We start from the raw sequence: 16,556 nt of genomic DNA on the forward strand, positions 1-16,556 counted from the left end.
CTTTTATTTCTTATTCTGTGATTGTAGCTTTCTTTAGACTTGATGTAAACTGTCCAATTTTACTTTCGATCTTTTCTGAAGGTGTGCTTTCCATCAGCCTTAGAAATGCACTTCCCACAATTATCGCATCCGCTCCAGATTTTATTATGAATCTTGCCTGATCTGGGTTACTGACACCGAATCCAACTCCTAATGGAATTTTTCCACCTAGTATCTTTTTGGTATTTTTGATGGCATGTGTTGTATAGTTTTGAAATTGTTGCTGACCTCCAGTGGTTCCAAATACTGATACAAGATATAGAAAACCTGATGAAGAATCTGAAATTTTTTTGATCCTGCCTGGAGCAGTGTTTGGAGAGATCAAAAATATGGAGTCCATGTTATTTTTCTTGGCTGCTTGCAGAAAATCTTTGGATTCGTCAATTGACATGTCCGGTAGTATCAATCCGTCAATTCCTGCCTTTTTTACAGTAGATATGAACTTGTCATAACCATGTCTGTACAGGATGTTTGTATATGTCATCAAAATTAGCGGAAGGTCTGTCTCCATACGAATCTTCTTTACTAGTAGAAGAAATTTGTCAAGATTCATGCCTTTTTGTAATGCCTGAAAACCTGCATTCTGGATTACCGGTCCATCTGCCAAGGGGTCTGAAAATGGCATTCCAAGTTCTATGATATCTGCGCCGCCTTTTGCAAGCCCTCTGACTGCTGAAATCGTATCCCTTTCACTTGGAAATCCTGCCATGATATATGCTATCAGGGCTTTTTGGTGCTTTGACCTGAGGTCCTGAAATTTACTTTTTATTCTTGACATTTTTACTCAAATATCTCCCAACTTCTTCAACGTCCTTGTCTCCTCTGCCTGATAATGTTACAACAATGCTTTCACTTTTTGGCATGTTTCTTGCAACTTTTAGGGCATATGCAATTGCATGTGCCGATTCTAATGCTGGTATAATTCCTTCATGTTTTGAAAGCAAGAGGAATGCCTCTACTGCCTCCTTGTCATTTACCGCATCGTACTTGACTCTCCTTGCATCTTTTAGATACGAATGCTCTGGACCTACTCCTGGATAGTCCAATCCTGCGGATACGCTATGTGTCTCACTAATTTGTCCCTCGTCGTCTTGTAAAAGATATGTCAACATACCGTGAAGAATTCCTTTTGACCCACCTACCAAAGTTGCAGAGTGGTGACCACTTTTGATTCCTTCTCCACCAGCTTCTACGCCGAACATCTTGGTATCTTCATCAATTAATGGATAAAATGTTCCAATTGCATTAGACCCTCCGCCTACACATGCCACTACAGAGTCTGGAGATTTTTTTTCGAGTTTTTTCATCTGGACAAGAATTTCATTTCCTATGACAGATTGAAAGTCTCTTACCATAACTGGGTATGGATGTGGTCCTACTGCAGATCCTAAAAGATAGTATGTTGATTTTACATTTGTAATCCAATCTCGTATGGCTTCATTGATTGCATCCTTCAATGTCTGGGTTCCTTCTTTGACTGGATGTACCTTTGAGCCAAGTAAGTTCATTCTAAATACATTTAGTTTTTGTCTCTGGGTGTCCTTGTAACCCATGTATACCTCACCATTCATTCCAAGGACAGAACATGCCATGGCAGTTGCAACTCCATGTTGTCCAGCGCCTGTTTCTGCAATGATTCTCTGTTTTTTCATCCTCTTTGCAAGAAGGCCCTGGCCTAGAGTGTTGTTTATCTTGTGAGCACCTCCGTGCAACAAGTCTTCTCTTTTAAGATAGATTTTTGCACCGCCAGCAAATTTTGTCAAATTTTTGGCCAAGTATAGTGGTGTAGGTCTTCCTGCATACTGGGTTAGATAATATTGTAATTCTTTCTTAAATTCTACATCATCTTTGTATTTTAGATATGCTTGCTCTAATTCTTCTACTGCGGGAACTAGAGTTTCAGGAATATATCTTCCTCCAAACTCTCCAAACTTGCCATTCTTGGGATATTTGAGTTTCATATTGCTGACACCAACTCTGATACTAGTCCCTTGATATCTTTACTCTTCATTATGCTACTGCCTACCAAGAAAGCATCTGCACCGCATCTGTCAAGAAACTTGATGTCTTTTGGAGACTCAACCCCACTCTCTGATATCACAATTCTTTTCTCATCTCTGTCGTGTAGTATTGATTTGGTAGTGTCAAGGTCAATCTCAAGAGTGTCCAGGTTGCGATTGTTTATGCCAAGTATGTCTGCATGTGTTTTCGTAGATTCTGTAAATTCTTTTTTTGTATGGGATTCAAGCAATACCAGCAGGTTCTTTTTGTGAGCATATGACACAAAGTCATCAATGTCTTTTGCAAATTTCTTGTCAAATATTGCCTGTATCAAAAGAATAACATCTGCACCTAGTTTTTCGGCAGCATCGATTTGTATCTTGTCAACCACGATATCCTTCATCAGTAATGGAATATTGATTTTTTTCCTAATCTTTGTAAAATAATCTGGTGAACCATTAAACAAATATGGCTGTGTCAGAACTGACAATCCCACTGCACCACCCTCTACCATTTGGGTTGCAATAAAGACTGGATCTGATACATCTCGTATGTTGCCAAGTGACGGTGATGAAAATTTTACTTCTGTAATCAATGAAGCATGCTTGTTGTTTTTGATCTGATTGACTAGATTTTGTTTCGACTTGGGAGTCTTGTAGTTGATTTTGTATGTCCCATCACTTATTGCCTTTTGTGAATTCTTGGCAAGTTTTTCTAGCATGTCTTTCATTTTTTCTCAAAAGCCTCCAACTTTGTAACATCACCGCAATGTTTCACAAAGTCTTTGAAGAGATTGTATGCATTGCCATTTTTAATTGATTGGAGCGAAATCTGCAACGCTTCATCAAATTTTTCTGAGAATCCTCCTACAATCAATCCTGCTGCGGCATTGAGTGCAGTTATCTCAATCATTGTTTTCTTGGCAGTTCCATTAAGGACTGTAACAAAGGCGTTTATCGCCTCTTCTTTTGTAGACACTTGGAAATCTGAAAGTTTGGCCTTGTTCAAGCCAAGTTCCGCAGGGTCCAGTACAGAGCTAGTGACCTCGCCCTTGTTTAGTTGATAAATGTAATTTTTGGATGATGTAGATAATTCATCAAGACCGTCTTCTGAAATTACCGTCATCACGCTTACAGATCCTCTTGACTCTAAAAGGGATATGACACGATTGAGATATTCTTTTGAATATACTCCCACAAGTTGATGCTTTACTTGGGCTGGATTGCACAAGGGACCAAGCAAATTAAATGCAGTTCTCCTGTCAAGGCGTTTTCTCGCATCAGCGACGTTTCTCATGGCAGGGTGGAACTGAGGGGCAAACATGAAGCCAATCCCAAATCTTTCAATTATTTCTTGAACTTGGTTTGGTTTCATGTTGAGATCATATCCAAAATATTCGAAAATGTCCGCACTTCCACTTATGCCGGAGACTGATCGGTTCCCATGTTTTGCAACTACTATTCCTGATGCAGCAATGACAAATGATGCGGTCGTTGAAATGTTGAATGTGTGCATTCTGTCTCCACCAGTTCCGCAGACATCTATGATTTTTTGATTTATCCTTGGGTGTATGTGTATTGCATTTTGCTGCATCTTGTCAAGCATTGCACCAAGCTCTTGATCAGTCTCTCCCTTTTCGGTCAGCGCTTCAAGAAAACTTAGAGTCTTGTCAACAGAGACTTTTCCAGCCAATATGTCATCCATGATTTGAGACATTTCGTCATGGCTGAGGTTTTTGTTCAAAGACATTTTGGCGATATATTCTGTGATCATTTTTGCACCAATTTGATAAAGTTGCTTAGGATCTTCTTGCCCTCGTCAGTCATTATTGATTCGGGATGGAACTGGACTCCTTCTATTAGGTATTTTTTGTGACTTATTGCCATTACTTCATTGTCGTCTTGCGCAATGGCAGTTACCTGAAGATCATCTGGAATCACTGTCTTGTCTCCTACCAGTGAATGGTATCGAGTTGCCCGAAATGGATTTTGTACCCCCTCAAAGAGTGGAGACTTGGTATGCTCTACTGGGCTTGTCTTTCCATGTCTTACATTTCCTGCATTGACTACTTTGCCACCAAACGCATGTATGATTCCCTGATGGCCAAGACATACCCCAAGTATTGGTTTTATAGGTCCAAGTTCCTTTATCACTTTGGTGCATATGCCAAAATATTTCTCATCTTCTGGTGTTCCAGGTCCGGGAGAAATTATTATTGCATCATAGTTTCCTTTCTTGATGTCCTCTATTGTTATCTTGTCATTTCTTATTACATCCGACTCTACGTTTAGCTCGCCTAGCAACTGAGCAATGTTATACACAAATGAATCATAATTGTCAATTATCAAAAATTTCATCTTGTTGCCTCCTTGAGGGCTGTTATCATTGCATTTGCCTTGTGCTCTGTCTCCATCCATTCATTTTGTGGTACCGAGTCTGTCACTATGCCTGCTCCTGCTTGTATGAAACCCTTCGAGCCGTTCATGAAGATGCTTCTTATTCCAATTGCAAAATCACAACAACCGTTAAATGAAAAATATCCAACTGCCCCTGCATAAGGTCCTCTTGCATCAGGTTCGAGCTCATCAATTATCTCCATTGCTCGTATCTTTGGTGCGCCAGAGACTGTTCCTGCGGGAAAGACTGCCTTAATGGCATCATACATGTCATATTTTTTATCCAAAGTTCCAACTACATGAGTCACAATATGTTGGACATGGCTGAATTTTTTTACAGCCATCAGTTCTTTGACATGTACTGAACCATATCTGCACACTCTACCAATGTCATTTCTGCCAAGGTCCACTAGCATGGTATGCTCTGCAAGCTCTTTTTCATCGTGCAGCATTTCATTTTTCAGCTCTTCGTTTCTTTTCTCATCGCTTGTAATTGGTCTTGTACCTGCAATAGGGAATGTCTCAACTTGGTTTCCTGTAATGCGCAATAACATTTCTGGACTAGAACCAATTATTGTTCTCTTTCCTAGTTTCATGTGGTAAAGATATGGTGATGGGTTTATCTGGCGCAGAATCTTGTATACTTTGAGATAATCTCCGTCCACATAGAAATTAAATTTTCTTGAAAGCACTACTTGAAAAATGTCTCCAGTCTGAATGTATTTTTTTGCCTGTGTTATCATTTCTGTAAACTTGTCCTGATTCAAATTTTCCGAAATTTCTGAAACTGAAAACTTACCACAGTCTACACTAGCGTATGATATTTTTTCAATTCTATTTTTATCATAATAAAAATAAAATGATCTTTTTTCTTTGTTGTCGTAAAGTATGCCGTCTGTATAGATTCCAAACTCCATCAATGGTTCGTCAGAATCCTTGTGGGAATCTGGAATGTTTTCCCATAATCTGATTGCATCATAGTTGATAATTCCAACTGCCCCTCCAACGTACCTGTATTTCTGATCAGGTACCTGGTATACCAGCTTCTTAATCTCAGACAAAGGATCACTTGTATGAATAGTCATAGAGCCACCATTTTTGTAATGGAGTACAACTTTGTCAAAATATCCCTTGATTATCACTGATGGGTCAAAACCAATCAGTGATGTCTCTGCCAACTCTTCTGGTCCTGTGAGGGATTCAAAGAAGAAAGAATGCTCGAATTGATGTGATATGTTGTTGTATAAATCAAATTGAGAGCCAGTATAGTCTAGGGGTATTATCTTAAGGCTTGAATGCCCAAATGTGGCCACCCATGAAAGGTTCACTCTACATCTCTATTTAAAATTAAGCCGTGCGCAAGATTACATATATTACGGTATGGTACGGTACCTTTATATGCGATCGAGCGTATAATTATTCATGTCTCAGATCTTAATTCCTGACTTTGGCAGTAGTAAATCATTATTGTTCCAGGACCTGTATTTTATACGAAGAAAATCCCCGGTCCACACAACTGTGGCAGAAGCTGTGTGTACTGTTTGTCAAAAGGGCCTGGATGATGGAATGTCTGTTACTGCAAAGAAAATAGGTCAGAACCTGAGGCTTTTTTGTCAATACCATATTCCTCAAGAATGATTTTTCGAAATCTGTAATTTCACCAGATTGGCCTCGTTATTGCACCCTCTGCTGCAGAGGATACCAGTGATGCAAATTTTGCAAGAGCGCCAGTCTCGTAATTTGGTTTTCTTGGTCTCCATTCTTTTCTTCGTTGCACAAGTTCATTTTCTGAAACAATCATGTCTATGGTATTTTTCTCAAGGTTGATGACAATTTCATCCCCATCTTTTACAAGAGCAATATTTCCTCCTACTGCTGCCTCTGGAGCAACATGACCTATCATGAATCCTCTTGTTGCACCTGAAAACCTTCCATCTGTTATCAATGCAACTTTTTCACCCAAATTTTGTCCAACCAAAGCAGCAGTTACTCCTAGCATTTCTCGCATTCCAGGTCCTCCCTTTGGACCTTCATATCTTATTATGACAACATCTTGTTCTTTTATCTGTCGTTTGGATATTGCATCAAATGCATCCTCTTCCCTGTCAAAGACTTTGGCCTTGCCTCTGAATTCTTTTGTATGAACGCCTGCAATTTTTACTACTGCTCCATCTGGAGCCAGTGAGCCTCTAAGTATTGTAAGAGTTCCAACCTCGTGAATTGGGAACTCGATTGACTTTAACACCTTCTGGCTTGCATCAAATGGTATCTGCATTGAATCAAGATTCTGTTTGACTGTTTTGCCTGTTACAGTGATGGCATTCTCGTGGATGAGATTTTTCTTTTGCAAACTTTTCATTAGCAATGGGATTCCACCTATCTTGTCAAGATCAAGCATGACATATGTTCCTCCAGGTCTCATGTCTGCAATGTGTGGTGTCTTTTTTCTGATTCTTTCAAAATCATCCAATGTGAGTTTTACCCCTATCTCACGAGATAATGCAAGCAAGTGCAATACTGCATTTGTAGACCCACCTATGGCGTTGGCCACTACAATGGCGTTCTCAAATGCTTCAAATGTAAAAATATCTTTTGGCCTAATTCCTGTTTCAAGTAAATTCATTACAGCCTTGCCACTTTCGTATATCATTTTTTCTCTTCTTGGATCCTCTGCTGGTGGGGATGCATTTCCTGGAAGAGCTATTCCAATTGCCTCACTAATTGAGGCCATTGTGTTTGCTGTATACATTCCCCCACATGAGCCTGAATTGGGACATGCTACATTTTCTAAGTTTTTCAAAGCTTCTAATGTTAGATTTCCTGCATCGTATGCTCCTACTGCTTCATAGACGTCCTGGACTGTAACCTGTTTTCCTTCAAAAACTCCCGGCATGATTGTACCACCGTATGCAAAGACTGATGGTAGGTTAAGACGAGCCATTCCCATCATTGTACCTGGAAGGCTTTTATCACAACCCGCAATTCCAACCAATCCGTCATACTGATGTGCTCTAACCATTAATTCAATTGAATCTGCAATAATTTCCCTGCTAACAAGAGATGACTTCATACCTTCATGGCCCATTGCAATACCATCACTTACTGCAATTGTGGAAAATTCTCTGGGCGTACCTCCGGCAGATTCTACTCCTGCCTTTGCATGAGTTGCCAATCTTCCAAGATGGATGTTGCATGGGGTTGCCTCATTTCCGCTGTGGGATACGCCGATGAATGGTTTTCCTAAATCATTGTCGTCTAAACCCATTGCCTTGTACATAGCTCTGTGTGGTGCTCTCGAGGGACCATCGACTACGTTTCTGCTAGATATCTCCATAATCATCACTATATTTTGTGCCCTATTTTATACATACTAGATAAGGTCCTGTCGGGTTATCAAGACCTGCCATAAATAATTAATACTGACTTTACAATATTTCATCGATAAACAAGGAGATGGCATAATGACCATAAAATCAGTAAAGCAGATTCACACATTTCCTGATGAAATCCAGTCCATGATGGAAACATTCAAGGACATGGTAAATTATTGCATAAGAATAGGGATATCTGAAAACATATCAAACCTGAATAAATTCTCGCCATTGCACTACAAGGATTTGTCCCAATTCAATATACAGTCCTACTACAAACTTACTGCCATGTCTCAGGCAATGGGCAGGCTAGCACAGAGGAAAAAAGACATGAAAAAAGGAAGAATAGTAAAATCTCCATACATCTCAAAACCATATCTGGTCTCATGCTATGGTTTTAAAATAACAGGCATGTTACTCTCATTTCCAATGTACCATGGTGACAAGTTCTTGGTCAAACTAAATGAGTACACCATGTCACAACTGGAAAATGCAGAACCAAGGTCATTTGTGATAACACCTGATTCAGTATCAATCTCAGTAAGAAAACAAGTAGAGCAAATCATTCCAGAAAACGTGATTGGGATAGACAGGAACCTCAGAAACATCACAATATCAACTCCAAATCAAACTGTAATGTACAAGACTAGCAAGTTATTATCGATAAAGGAAAACACATCTCACGTGATATCATCTTTTAAAAGATTTGACGTAAGAAAAAAGAAATATTTCCAGAAAAGATTGGGTAACAGGCGTGCAAGACGTATACAGCAGCATCTGCACAAGATATCAAAGGATATCATATCCAGGGCGGTACAATCAAAGTCAATGATAGTATTAGAAGATATCAAGTGCATCAGAAAATTATACAGAAAAGGAAACGGTCAGGGAACAAAATACAGAAGGAAATTAAACTCATGGTCGTTCTATGAACTGCAAAGACAGATACAATACAAGGCAGAATGGGAAGGAATTCCTGTTGGATTCATAGATCCTAAACGCACAAGCCAACTCTGTCCAGTATGCGGAGGCAAACTCCAAGAGGACAGGTTTCACAGACGAAAATTGTTGTGCATTAATTGTAAGAGATCAATAGACAGGGATGTAGTTGCATCCATGAACATATCTTACAAGGGGTGGAGTAGGTTTTGCCATCCTAGAGGGCTTTTAGTTGAAGCGGTGAACGGGAATCTGGAAAACTTTCGGCCAGTAATCCTGCAAGTAGATGGAAGCAAGTTGGTTGAGACTCGAAAATGATCAAGGTCTCGATAATCCGACAGAACCCTAGATAATGTCATAAATGAGATCACAATCTAGACTTGTTAATCTGTATGCCATTGCTTGAAAAAACGATCAATCGTAGGAAAACATTTCCCATTTTCTATGAATAAATTGAACTCAAGAGTCGACAAGTGTGAATTCTACTGAGTTTTTAATAATTAGAATATTAGATTTCTGATATGAGTAAACACGGGTTATATCTTGCAGTGCTATCATCTGTAATTGTCATATCTACTGGATTAATTCCTGCTTATGCAGAAGTAACTTCCCTCAAAACAAATGCCTTGTTTTACAAAGGCGGTAGCACAATTTACTTTTCTGGCACTGTGTTGAATACTGATCCTCCTAATGTAACTATACTAGTCTTTGATCCAACTGGCAAATTTATTTTACTTGCATCAGGGAATGCCGATAATAACCATCAATTTCAGATAGCGGTAGATACCAGCGCCTCGACTAACCAGCACAAATTTTCACTCAAGGGAACATACAACGCAACTGCCTTTATTGCAAACAAGGTAGATGGGAAAACTGTGAATTTTGTATTCTCCCCAGATGGTTCACCCATGATTCCTTCTCAACCTACATCTTTGACTGCATCAGTTGTCTCTTCGACAGAAATTGATCTCAGTTGGACTGCCCCTGCAAACTCTGGGGGCACACAATCTCCTGGATATAAAATTGGGCGTTCTACTGATGGCGGTTCAACTTGGTCTACATCAGTTACCTCCATTTCCTCTACGACATTTGCAGATGTTGGTCTTACCCCGAACACGACGTACATGTACAGAGTGTATGCCGTAAACCAAGCTGGACCAAGTATTCCATCTAATGTTATATCTGCTGTTACTTTGCAGACTCCTGGTCAAACTGTAACTCGAGGTACTACAAATGCCACAACTAACACATCTTCTTCTCTTGCTGAACTACTCCAACAAAGATTGGCTGACGCACAAAGATTGCAAGAATTACTTCATGGTGGTAATCCTGGCTCGGCAAATCCACCTGGCCGAGTTCAAACCCTTTATCTAAATGAAACCATGGCCGTAAATGATGCATCTTCAAGTCTGGGGGTGCAAAAACCTACAAACGTATCAGGAAATAATCCGACCCAAAGTAGTATGAATTTTGATGCCCGTCTTGCAGTATATCCTGTAATCTCTCTTGTGGGTGTTGGCATAGTTGTTTACATACTGTATCTTAGGAGGAAACGAAAACCATTGGGCAATACTGTCGTGGAAACGAAAGACACTGTTGTATCGCCTGATGTCTCATCTGATCAAAAAGATGGCGACCATGCCATGATGATTCTCAAAAACAGGCTAGCAAAAGGAGAGATAACTGTGGATGAGTTTAAAGCACTAAAAGATGAACTCTCCGAGCCTTAAGTGATCAACTGGAATCCGTCTAGTCGTGCTAACTGTGCATTGATTTGTGTATCATTCTCATTGCCATATGATATCAACATTCTGTCCTGATCTTTGAAGACATAATTTCTCAGATCCGGAACTTCATGGTGGTTGATGTAGAACTTTAATGTATAATTGGCATTTGTACAAAATGCTCGCTTGTCAGGGAATGTGAAACACTTGTCATCTAATCCTATATGTAGAGAATCAAATAGAAACCCCATTGTTACATTGGTTGCCATCATGTGGATTGTTTCACCGTTTCCTTTCTGGAAACTGATGTATGGACTTTTTATCTGGTAAGCTGCGGATGAGTAGTCAAACTGTTGACCATAAATCATTGTCAAAATTCCTGCATGGATGTGATACTTGCCAAGTGGGCCTGCGCCCGGTGGCTCTCCACTTGGTGTTACAGTTGATGATAACACGTAAAAATTGTAACTTGAAATTCCAAGTACTGCTATAATGCCTGCTAGTATACCAATGGCTATTGCCTTGTTCTTAAATTGGGTCTTTTGTCGTTTTTGGTAAAAAGTCTCTCGTTCCTGAACTCGCTCTTCTCTATCTTTTTTTCCCATTTGACGATCCAAGTCAAAATTTTACCCTAAATAACAGTATCTGAGATGGCCAAATGTGATCTTGAAGGTGAGTATAAATAAAATATGTGTCAGGGAAAGACATGGATTGTCTTTTCTGCGACATTATAAATCGAAAACAAGATGCCTATGTAATATTTGAAGATGACACGCATATTGCAATCATGGACAAGTACCCGATACAAAAAGGCCACTCGTTAGTGATGCCAAAGGCACATCATGAAAAGATAACTGATATGGATGGTGATGACGTTGGCAAATTGTTTTCAAACATTCCAATTATAGCACGTGGAATAACTGCTGTGACAGGTGCGGATGGATTTAACATTGGCCAAAACAATGGAAGGTCTGCAAATCAAATAATCCCACACGTGCATGTACACATTATTCCACGATATGGCCATATAGGAAACTCTTGGGCAAAAAGAATGATTACCAATGACAATGATCTTGGAGAGTTGGCCAAAAAGATCAGAAATAATATAAAATCATGCTAGTTCTGTAACGATGGAATCCATGTCTGATTTTGTCAGACCGACATGTTTTCTAGCATCTCTTCGTGAAATTATTTTTCCATCTTGAAATACAATCATTGTGGGTACTGCTTGTATGTTGAATCTATCCCAGAGTGGATTCTCATCTTCGTCAATAATTGAGCCTACCTTGTTTGCAGTCCCAATCTTTGCAGCCTCGAATGTTGGTTTGAAATTGCTACAGTATGGACACCATGTTGCATAGAAAAGAACAACCACCTTCTTGCTACCAAGGATCTTGGAATCGAATTCTTCTAGAGTTACATGTTCCATGATGTGAATAATGTTTTAAATTATTTAGAGATATGTTTTGATAAATCATTGGTTTGGATTGTATCTCAAAAATGCTCCAACTTTGCCTATGCTTGAAAGCATTGCACCATATTCTGTTGCACCTGTAATGACTTCGACCTTTGCACCTGTTTGACCTGCAATCAAATCCAGATAATCTACAATATCTCGTTCGGTTGATTCCAAGTCCATGCTTTTGCAGCTAGGGCATGGTTGACTCAGTAGTTCCTGTAGTCTTGGAATTACTTTTGGGCGGTCTAGTATCTCACTTTGTACATGTTGGCATCTCCTACAAGTGATATCGATTTTTCTTAAATTTGTATCATCGGTAATCAATATTGTGGATACCACATTTCTTTTTACTAGATCAATAATTTCATTAAGACCGTAAGTTGCAAGGCCTCTTGAAAAATGTATGTCATTGAACAACTTGTCTACAAGTTTCTTTTCTTCCACCATTCTATAATCCGTAAGAACCTCTTGCGCTTTGGCAAATGCCTCGCGTACCCCTTCTGAACCTGCATAAGAGCAATCAAGTGTTGCAAGGATGTTGTTCTGAAGCCTGTACTCTAGATAGTTTTCTTTGATAAAGTTCTCCTTTGTTGGTCCCGGACCTGAAACTATGATGCCTTTTACGGGATAAATATCTATGAAATATTCGCGCGTTGTGTGTGCAACTCTGTTATAATATTCATTGAGCTCCATCTCTCGCAGTCTCTCAAATCTTCTTGCAGACTGGCCTCCTTGTCTGTGCTTTCCCGCTACTCCTGATGAAGTCTCTGATAATACGTCTAGCTTGTCACCACGCAACAATCCCCACCCTGCATCCTTTGCATCAATTGCCAAAAAACCAATCATGTTGTCGTCTTTTAGCATGTCCTTGAGTATGTCTACGTGAAAATGATCATCGCATCTGTACAGAAATGTCTGTAATTCCTTTGGAGGTTCAATCTCAAACAACTTTATCACTTCGCTTCCGATTGGGCCTCCTCCCTGTGGTGGTAGTGCACCGCAAAACATGACGAGTCCCTTTTCAGGCGATGTCTTGTACAGCTTCAGTCTCTGAATTACTCTTGATAGCGCATCTACAACATGTGTTCTTGTAAGATCAGACTTGATGTTGTCTGCAGTTCCCTGTTCTTCCCGAAGATTGTTTATGACTTCATGTAGTGCCTTTTTTGGAGGAACATAAAGCGAGATTAATTCTGTTCCTCGTCCTGAATGGTCTGACAAGTCTTCGAGCATCTTTCGTAACTTGTATAGTTTTACAGAATCTTGTTTTTCTATCTTGGGCTTGACCATTATTCAACTACCTTTAGCTATTTTGAAATTTATCTATGACTTGTTGGAATTGTGATAATGGTTGTGCACCTACTATCTTTGTAATTTGTTTGCCGCTAAATATGATAAATGATGGAGTGCCATCTATGCCAATATTTTCACCAAACTTTTGATTGTCTAACACTTTTTGCTTGTATGTATTGTTTGATAGGCATTTATCAAACTTGTCTAAATCTAGGCCAACTGTTGTGGCAAACATGTCCAACGACTTTTGGTTCACCCACCCGGTCTTTTCTCCAGCCCAGTTGTTGTACAACTCGTCGTGATATTGCCAATACTTGTCTTGGTCTCCTGCGCAGTATGCTGCTTCTGCTGCCCAGACTGAATCAGGTCCGTTGAGTGGAAAGTCTCTGAAAACAAAGTTGACCTTGCCGGTGTCAACATATTGTTGTAGCAATGCGGCTTTTGTGTTTTGGTGAAACAGGTGACAGTATGTACACTGATAATCTCCAAATTCGACTATTGTTACCTTTGCATTAGGATCCCCTAGTATCGGTGATCCGTTTTGCATAATCATTTGCGGAGTTAATTCATTAGACTTGTTTTCATGGGGAGTTGTCATGTAGTATACTGCAGCTATGGTAATTATTATTGGAATGACAACGAAATAGTACCTTTTCACTTTTTTCAATGAATTTTCTTTGAATATTAACTATTTGACCAAGTCTTAATTGGGACTAAGTATTATGGTTGGTTCCGGTTTTCTTATGCTTATCTCTGCTCTGCTTATTCTGCTCTTGTATACCTTGAATTTTTTTCCACTCTCTGACAATGACCACCTGTCTACTTTTACAAGTGTCAACTCTTCCAAGTCTGAAATCTTTTTGTAAACTGAGCTGAGTGGAATTCTGTATTTTTCTGATAATTCCAAGGCAGTCATTCCTTCCCTGATGATTGAAAATAATATTGATCTTGACTGGGCATCAGCCAGCGCTTCAAGAATTTTTTGGTTTACATCATATTTTTTGAGTTGTGCTAATGACACTTTCTTTTTCAATATTTTTTGAATTAGGCAAGCCTAACTATTTAAACGACGCGAGTTATTCTAAGAACTTGGAACAGGTCTGTAATTTAAATAAAGTTAGCTGGTCCTAACTTAATCAATGATTGATTACTGGCAACTTTTGTTGCTTGGGGCAATAGCCGGTTTTACGATATTTCTTGGACTTCCTGTTGCAGCGTTGCAGAATCTCAGTCACAAAAGGAAAGGATTCCTTAATGCATTTGCGCTTGGAATCTTGATATTTCTAATAATAGATGTCTTTAGCCATGGATGGGATACTGCGTCAACAGCTGCAACCAATGCCGCTTCTGGAAAAGGCTCAATTGAAAATGCGGTAATTGATCTTGCTGCACTATTTGGAGGCATAGCAATAGGTCTGCTAGGACTGATACTTTATGAGACAAAATTCATGACAAAAAGTTTTCCACAGATATTGTCGCTTGACAACATCAAGGAAGGTGATGACCATCTTCGTAGATTATTTCACGAAGCAAATGCATACAAGCTTGCAATGATGATTGCAGTAGGGATTGGAGCACATAATTTTAGTGAAGGTTTAGCAATTGGGCAATCGTATGTAGCAGGAGAAATAGGTCTTGCGATCATATTGATAATAGGATTTGGGGCGCATAATACTACTGAAGGATTTGGCATAGCAGGTCCGCTTACAGGAATATTGAAAAAACCTAACGCAAAGTTCTTAGCCAAAGTGGGATTGATTGGTGGAGGACCTACATTTGTTGGTACAATGCTTGGCAGTTTGTGGGTGTCTGATGTCGCATACATTCTATTTTTATCGATGGCAGGAGGCGCACTTATCTATGTGTCAATGTTGATGTATAACTCCGGACGAAGACAAACCACAAACAACGTATTGATGGTAGGAATCTTTGTCGGTTTATGTGCTGGTTTTATTACTGATCTAATTGTGACACTTGGTGGAGCATAGAATTCACAATGTCATACCTTGTCACTGTATCATCATGTAACTATCTTTGATAGGTTGTTTTTGCTCGCAGCATTTTTAATTTCACGAGCTATTCTTCTTCCCATGCTCATAGGCTCGTCATAAATTAATGATGAATAGGGAGAACCGTCCACATAGAGATTTGTCCCAGCAACTATTCTTGCTGAGAACTCAAACGTAGTGAATTTACCGTCTGCATCGTATACGCCCTCGAGACAAAAAGGTCCTGACATGCCTGGGGCAACAAGCCTCCTTGCCGCTTCAACAAACCTTTCTCCCATGGAATAAACATCCTCAAGCAACGATTCACGTAGTACTAGTGGACTGTTGCCTACTACGTTAAATGATGGAATCAAATCAACATCAATTTGCTCCTGCGCCGGAATTCTTCCCAGGCCGTCAATATCTGATTCGTATCTTCTATCGACTCCGAAAAATTCCAATTCTTCTTTTAATTCAGAGTAAAAATACTGTAAATACGCAGAAACTCCTAACGCATATTCTTGCAAGTACAGATCTTGGTCGCCCTTGATTATGCCTTCTCTTACAAGCTTGTCTCGTTTTTTTATGTACTCTTCTTCATTTGTTGCAAGAAAATATCCCTTGCCGCCTGCAGCGCCATGTCTTTTTGCAATTGTCAACCCGCTGATGTCTTTTGGGCCCTGTAAAGATCTTGGAATCTTTAATCTTGATTCTATCATGAGTTTTTCTTTCATGTTTCTGTCGGACTCCCATCTGAGAATCCACTTGTTTCCAAAGATTGGTGTCTTGATGGACTCTATTTCAGATGAACTCATCTGAGCGATTAATGTACCATGAGGTATGATCACTGCATTATTTTCATTGAGCATTCCAGAGCATTTCTGGTCCAATACCTCTCTGAAAGAATCTACAAGTATGAACTCGTCTATGAACTGAAATCTACGGTAAAGTCTTTCACGTTTTTTTTCACAAACAAGTATTGTCTTAAAGCCCTCATCTTTTGCTCCCTTGAGCACCTGAAGAGCACAATGAGAGCCAAGAGTAGCAATGGAATTCATTATATCTCATCTATTTTTGGGGTTTATGAAAGTTCCATAGGTCTACTTGCGATAAAAGTAAAAACATCATCGATCAAATCTATGGAAAGTTCTGACTTGAATTCTGGAGGAATGTTTTTCATCAAAAAGTCTATGACTGACTGATTCTGGGAAATTTTTCCTTCCTCAATCATTTCTGAATAAAGTGAGATCAGGTGTGATGTGATTACTATTGTTTCTTCACGGCTTGAGAGTGTCATGTTAGTAAATTGTTTTCTTTTTTATTTAGACGTTTGCAGATTGTTTTTA

General features: G+C 39.4%; 19 protein-coding genes. 5 read left to right on the forward strand and 14 right to left on the reverse strand.

Going from position 1 to position 16,556, the window contains the following annotated elements; translation table 11 throughout:
• Nucleotides 1–10: 10 nt before the first annotated feature.
• Genes trpA through BQ3481_RS02315 form a run of 6 tightly spaced genes read right to left on the reverse strand, consistent with a single transcriptional unit; the run spans nt 11 to nt 5,749 of the window.
• Nucleotides 11–817, reverse strand: a complete 807-nt coding sequence (gene trpA / locus BQ3481_RS02290; protein ID WP_157926791.1) for a tryptophan synthase subunit alpha — start codon at nt 815–817, stop codon at nt 11–13.
• Nucleotides 798–2,000 carry a tryptophan synthase subunit beta gene (trpB, locus tag BQ3481_RS02295; protein ID WP_157926792.1) on the reverse strand — a complete coding sequence of 401 codons (1,203 nt, stop codon included), beginning with the start codon at nt 1,998–2,000 and terminating at the stop codon, nt 798–800. Before trpB ends, trpA begins: the two co-directional genes overlap by 20 nt.
• Nucleotides 1,997–2,770 carry an indole-3-glycerol phosphate synthase TrpC gene (locus BQ3481_RS02300; RefSeq protein WP_231911837.1) on the reverse strand — a complete coding sequence of 258 codons (774 nt, stop codon included), beginning with the start codon at nt 2,768–2,770 and terminating at the stop codon, nt 1,997–1,999. The genes trpB and BQ3481_RS02300 overlap by 4 nt, the downstream gene beginning before the upstream one ends.
• Nucleotides 2,767–3,813: an anthranilate phosphoribosyltransferase gene (gene trpD / locus BQ3481_RS02305; RefSeq protein ID WP_157926793.1), complete on the reverse strand. Its 1,047-nt coding sequence runs from the start codon at nt 3,811–3,813 to the stop codon at nt 2,767–2,769. Before trpD ends, BQ3481_RS02300 begins: the two co-directional genes overlap by 4 nt.
• Nucleotides 3,810–4,397 (reverse strand): anthranilate synthase component II, encoded by a 588-nt coding sequence (locus BQ3481_RS02310; RefSeq protein WP_157926794.1) that lies wholly within the window; start codon nt 4,395–4,397, stop codon nt 3,810–3,812. Before BQ3481_RS02310 ends, trpD begins: the two co-directional genes overlap by 4 nt.
• The gene (locus tag BQ3481_RS02315) at nt 4,394–5,749 is read right to left on the reverse strand and encodes an anthranilate synthase component I family protein (protein ID WP_157928433.1); all 1,356 of its coding nucleotides are present in this window, start codon (nt 5,747–5,749) and stop codon (nt 4,394–4,396) included. The genes BQ3481_RS02310 and BQ3481_RS02315 overlap by 4 nt, the downstream gene beginning before the upstream one ends.
• A 109-nt stretch (nt 5,750–5,858) precedes the next feature.
• Between BQ3481_RS02315 and BQ3481_RS02320 the strand changes: the two genes are divergently transcribed.
• Nucleotides 5,859–6,074 carry a hypothetical protein gene (locus tag BQ3481_RS02320; protein WP_157926795.1) on the forward strand — a complete coding sequence of 72 codons (216 nt, stop codon included), beginning with the start codon at nt 5,859–5,861 and terminating at the stop codon, nt 6,072–6,074.
• 19 nt (nt 6,075–6,093) lie between these two features.
• Here BQ3481_RS02320 and ilvD read toward each other — a convergent pair whose 3' ends face one another.
• Nucleotides 6,094–7,770 carry a dihydroxy-acid dehydratase gene (ilvD, locus tag BQ3481_RS02325; protein ID WP_157926796.1) on the reverse strand — a complete coding sequence of 559 codons (1,677 nt, stop codon included), beginning with the start codon at nt 7,768–7,770 and terminating at the stop codon, nt 6,094–6,096.
• Nucleotides 7,771–7,897: 127 nt separating this feature from the next.
• On the opposite strand from ilvD, the gene BQ3481_RS02330 reads away from it, so the two are divergent.
• Both BQ3481_RS02330 and BQ3481_RS02335 read left to right on the forward strand, forming a co-directional pair.
• Nucleotides 7,898–9,064, forward strand: a complete 1,167-nt coding sequence (locus BQ3481_RS02330; RefSeq protein WP_157926797.1) for an RNA-guided endonuclease InsQ/TnpB family protein — start codon at nt 7,898–7,900, stop codon at nt 9,062–9,064.
• 203 nt (nt 9,065–9,267) lie between these two features.
• A complete protein-coding gene (locus tag BQ3481_RS02335; RefSeq protein WP_157926798.1) occupies nt 9,268–10,476 on the forward strand; it encodes a fibronectin type III domain-containing protein in 1,209 nt (402 codons plus the stop codon).
• Here BQ3481_RS02335 and BQ3481_RS02340 read toward each other — a convergent pair.
• Nucleotides 10,473–11,075, reverse strand: a complete 603-nt coding sequence (locus BQ3481_RS02340) for a protein-disulfide isomerase (RefSeq protein ID WP_157926799.1) — start codon at nt 11,073–11,075, stop codon at nt 10,473–10,475. The genes BQ3481_RS02335 and BQ3481_RS02340 overlap by 4 nt on opposite strands.
• Before the next feature lie 101 nt (nt 11,076–11,176).
• Here BQ3481_RS02340 and BQ3481_RS02345 point away from each other — a divergent pair, with 101 nt between their 5' ends.
• A complete protein-coding gene (locus BQ3481_RS02345; protein WP_157926800.1) occupies nt 11,177–11,590 on the forward strand; it encodes an HIT family protein in 414 nt (137 codons plus the stop codon).
• Here BQ3481_RS02345 and BQ3481_RS02350 read toward each other — a convergent pair.
• Genes BQ3481_RS02350 through BQ3481_RS02365 form a run of 4 tightly spaced genes read right to left on the reverse strand, consistent with a single transcriptional unit; the run spans nt 11,582 to nt 14,255 of the window.
• Nucleotides 11,582–11,899, reverse strand: a complete 318-nt coding sequence (locus tag BQ3481_RS02350) for a thioredoxin family protein (RefSeq protein ID WP_157926801.1) — start codon at nt 11,897–11,899, stop codon at nt 11,582–11,584. The genes BQ3481_RS02345 and BQ3481_RS02350 overlap by 9 nt on opposite strands.
• 45 nt (nt 11,900–11,944) lie before the next feature.
• A complete protein-coding gene (gene prf1 / locus BQ3481_RS02355) occupies nt 11,945–13,219 on the reverse strand; it encodes a peptide chain release factor aRF-1 (protein WP_157926802.1) in 1,275 nt (424 codons plus the stop codon).
• Between the two features lie 13 nt (nt 13,220–13,232).
• A complete protein-coding gene (locus BQ3481_RS02360; protein ID WP_157928434.1) occupies nt 13,233–13,880 on the reverse strand; it encodes a DsbA family protein in 648 nt (215 codons plus the stop codon).
• Between the two features lie 45 nt (nt 13,881–13,925).
• On the reverse strand, nt 13,926–14,255 hold the full coding sequence (locus tag BQ3481_RS02365) for an ArsR/SmtB family transcription factor (RefSeq protein ID WP_157926803.1): 330 nt from the start codon (nt 14,253–14,255) through the stop codon (nt 13,926–13,928).
• 106 nt (nt 14,256–14,361) lie between these two features.
• Between BQ3481_RS02365 and BQ3481_RS02370 the strand changes: the two genes are divergently transcribed.
• Nucleotides 14,362–15,210, forward strand: coding sequence for a ZIP family metal transporter (locus tag BQ3481_RS02370; RefSeq protein WP_157926804.1), 849 nt, complete (start codon nt 14,362–14,364; stop codon nt 15,208–15,210).
• 32 nt (nt 15,211–15,242) lie between these two features.
• Here the strand turns inward: BQ3481_RS02370 and BQ3481_RS02375 are convergent, their stop codons facing one another.
• Nucleotides 15,243–16,268: a formate--phosphoribosylaminoimidazolecarboxamide ligase gene (locus BQ3481_RS02375; RefSeq protein WP_157926805.1), complete on the reverse strand. Its 1,026-nt coding sequence runs from the start codon at nt 16,266–16,268 to the stop codon at nt 15,243–15,245.
• 23 nt (nt 16,269–16,291) lie between these two features.
• The gene (locus BQ3481_RS02380; RefSeq protein WP_157926806.1) at nt 16,292–16,507 is read right to left on the reverse strand and encodes a hypothetical protein; all 216 of its coding nucleotides are present in this window, start codon (nt 16,505–16,507) and stop codon (nt 16,292–16,294) included.
• Between the last annotated feature and the right edge of the window lie 49 nt (nt 16,508–16,556).

The organism is Candidatus Nitrosotalea okcheonensis (assembly GCF_900177045.1).
Taxonomy (GTDB): Archaea; Thermoproteota; Nitrososphaeria; order Nitrososphaerales; family Nitrosopumilaceae; genus Nitrosotalea; species Nitrosotalea okcheonensis.

Coding starts and splice junctions, on each gene's coding strand:
- trpA (WP_157926791.1), bottom strand. CDS start 817: ATGTCAAGAATAAAAAGTAAATTTCAGGACCTCAGGTCAAAGCACCAA.
- trpB (WP_157926792.1), bottom strand. CDS start 2,000: ATGAAACTCAAATATCCCAAGAATGGCAAGTTTGGAGAGTTTGGAGGA.
- BQ3481_RS02300 (WP_231911837.1), bottom strand. CDS start 2,770: ATGAAAGACATGCTAGAAAAACTTGCCAAGAATTCACAAAAGGCAATA.
- trpD (WP_157926793.1), bottom strand. CDS start 3,813: ATGATCACAGAATATATCGCCAAAATGTCTTTGAACAAAAACCTCAGC.
- BQ3481_RS02310 (WP_157926794.1), bottom strand. CDS start 4,397: ATGAAATTTTTGATAATTGACAATTATGATTCATTTGTGTATAACATT.
- BQ3481_RS02320 (WP_157926795.1), top strand. CDS start 5,859: ATGTCTCAGATCTTAATTCCTGACTTTGGCAGTAGTAAATCATTATTG.
- ilvD (WP_157926796.1), bottom strand. CDS start 7,770: ATGGAGATATCTAGCAGAAACGTAGTCGATGGTCCCTCGAGAGCACCA.
- BQ3481_RS02330 (WP_157926797.1), top strand. CDS start 7,898: ATGACCATAAAATCAGTAAAGCAGATTCACACATTTCCTGATGAAATC.
- BQ3481_RS02335 (WP_157926798.1), top strand. CDS start 9,268: ATGAGTAAACACGGGTTATATCTTGCAGTGCTATCATCTGTAATTGTC.
- BQ3481_RS02340 (WP_157926799.1), bottom strand. CDS start 11,075: ATGGGAAAAAAAGATAGAGAAGAGCGAGTTCAGGAACGAGAGACTTTT.
- BQ3481_RS02345 (WP_157926800.1), top strand. CDS start 11,177: ATGGATTGTCTTTTCTGCGACATTATAAATCGAAAACAAGATGCCTAT.
- BQ3481_RS02350 (WP_157926801.1), bottom strand. CDS start 11,899: ATGGAACATGTAACTCTAGAAGAATTCGATTCCAAGATCCTTGGTAGC.
- prf1 (WP_157926802.1), bottom strand. CDS start 13,219: ATGGTCAAGCCCAAGATAGAAAAACAAGATTCTGTAAAACTATACAAG.
- BQ3481_RS02370 (WP_157926804.1), top strand. CDS start 14,362: ATGATTGATTACTGGCAACTTTTGTTGCTTGGGGCAATAGCCGGTTTT.
- BQ3481_RS02375 (WP_157926805.1), bottom strand. CDS start 16,268: ATGAATTCCATTGCTACTCTTGGCTCTCATTGTGCTCTTCAGGTGCTC.
- BQ3481_RS02380 (WP_157926806.1), bottom strand. CDS start 16,507: ATGACACTCTCAAGCCGTGAAGAAACAATAGTAATCACATCACACCTG.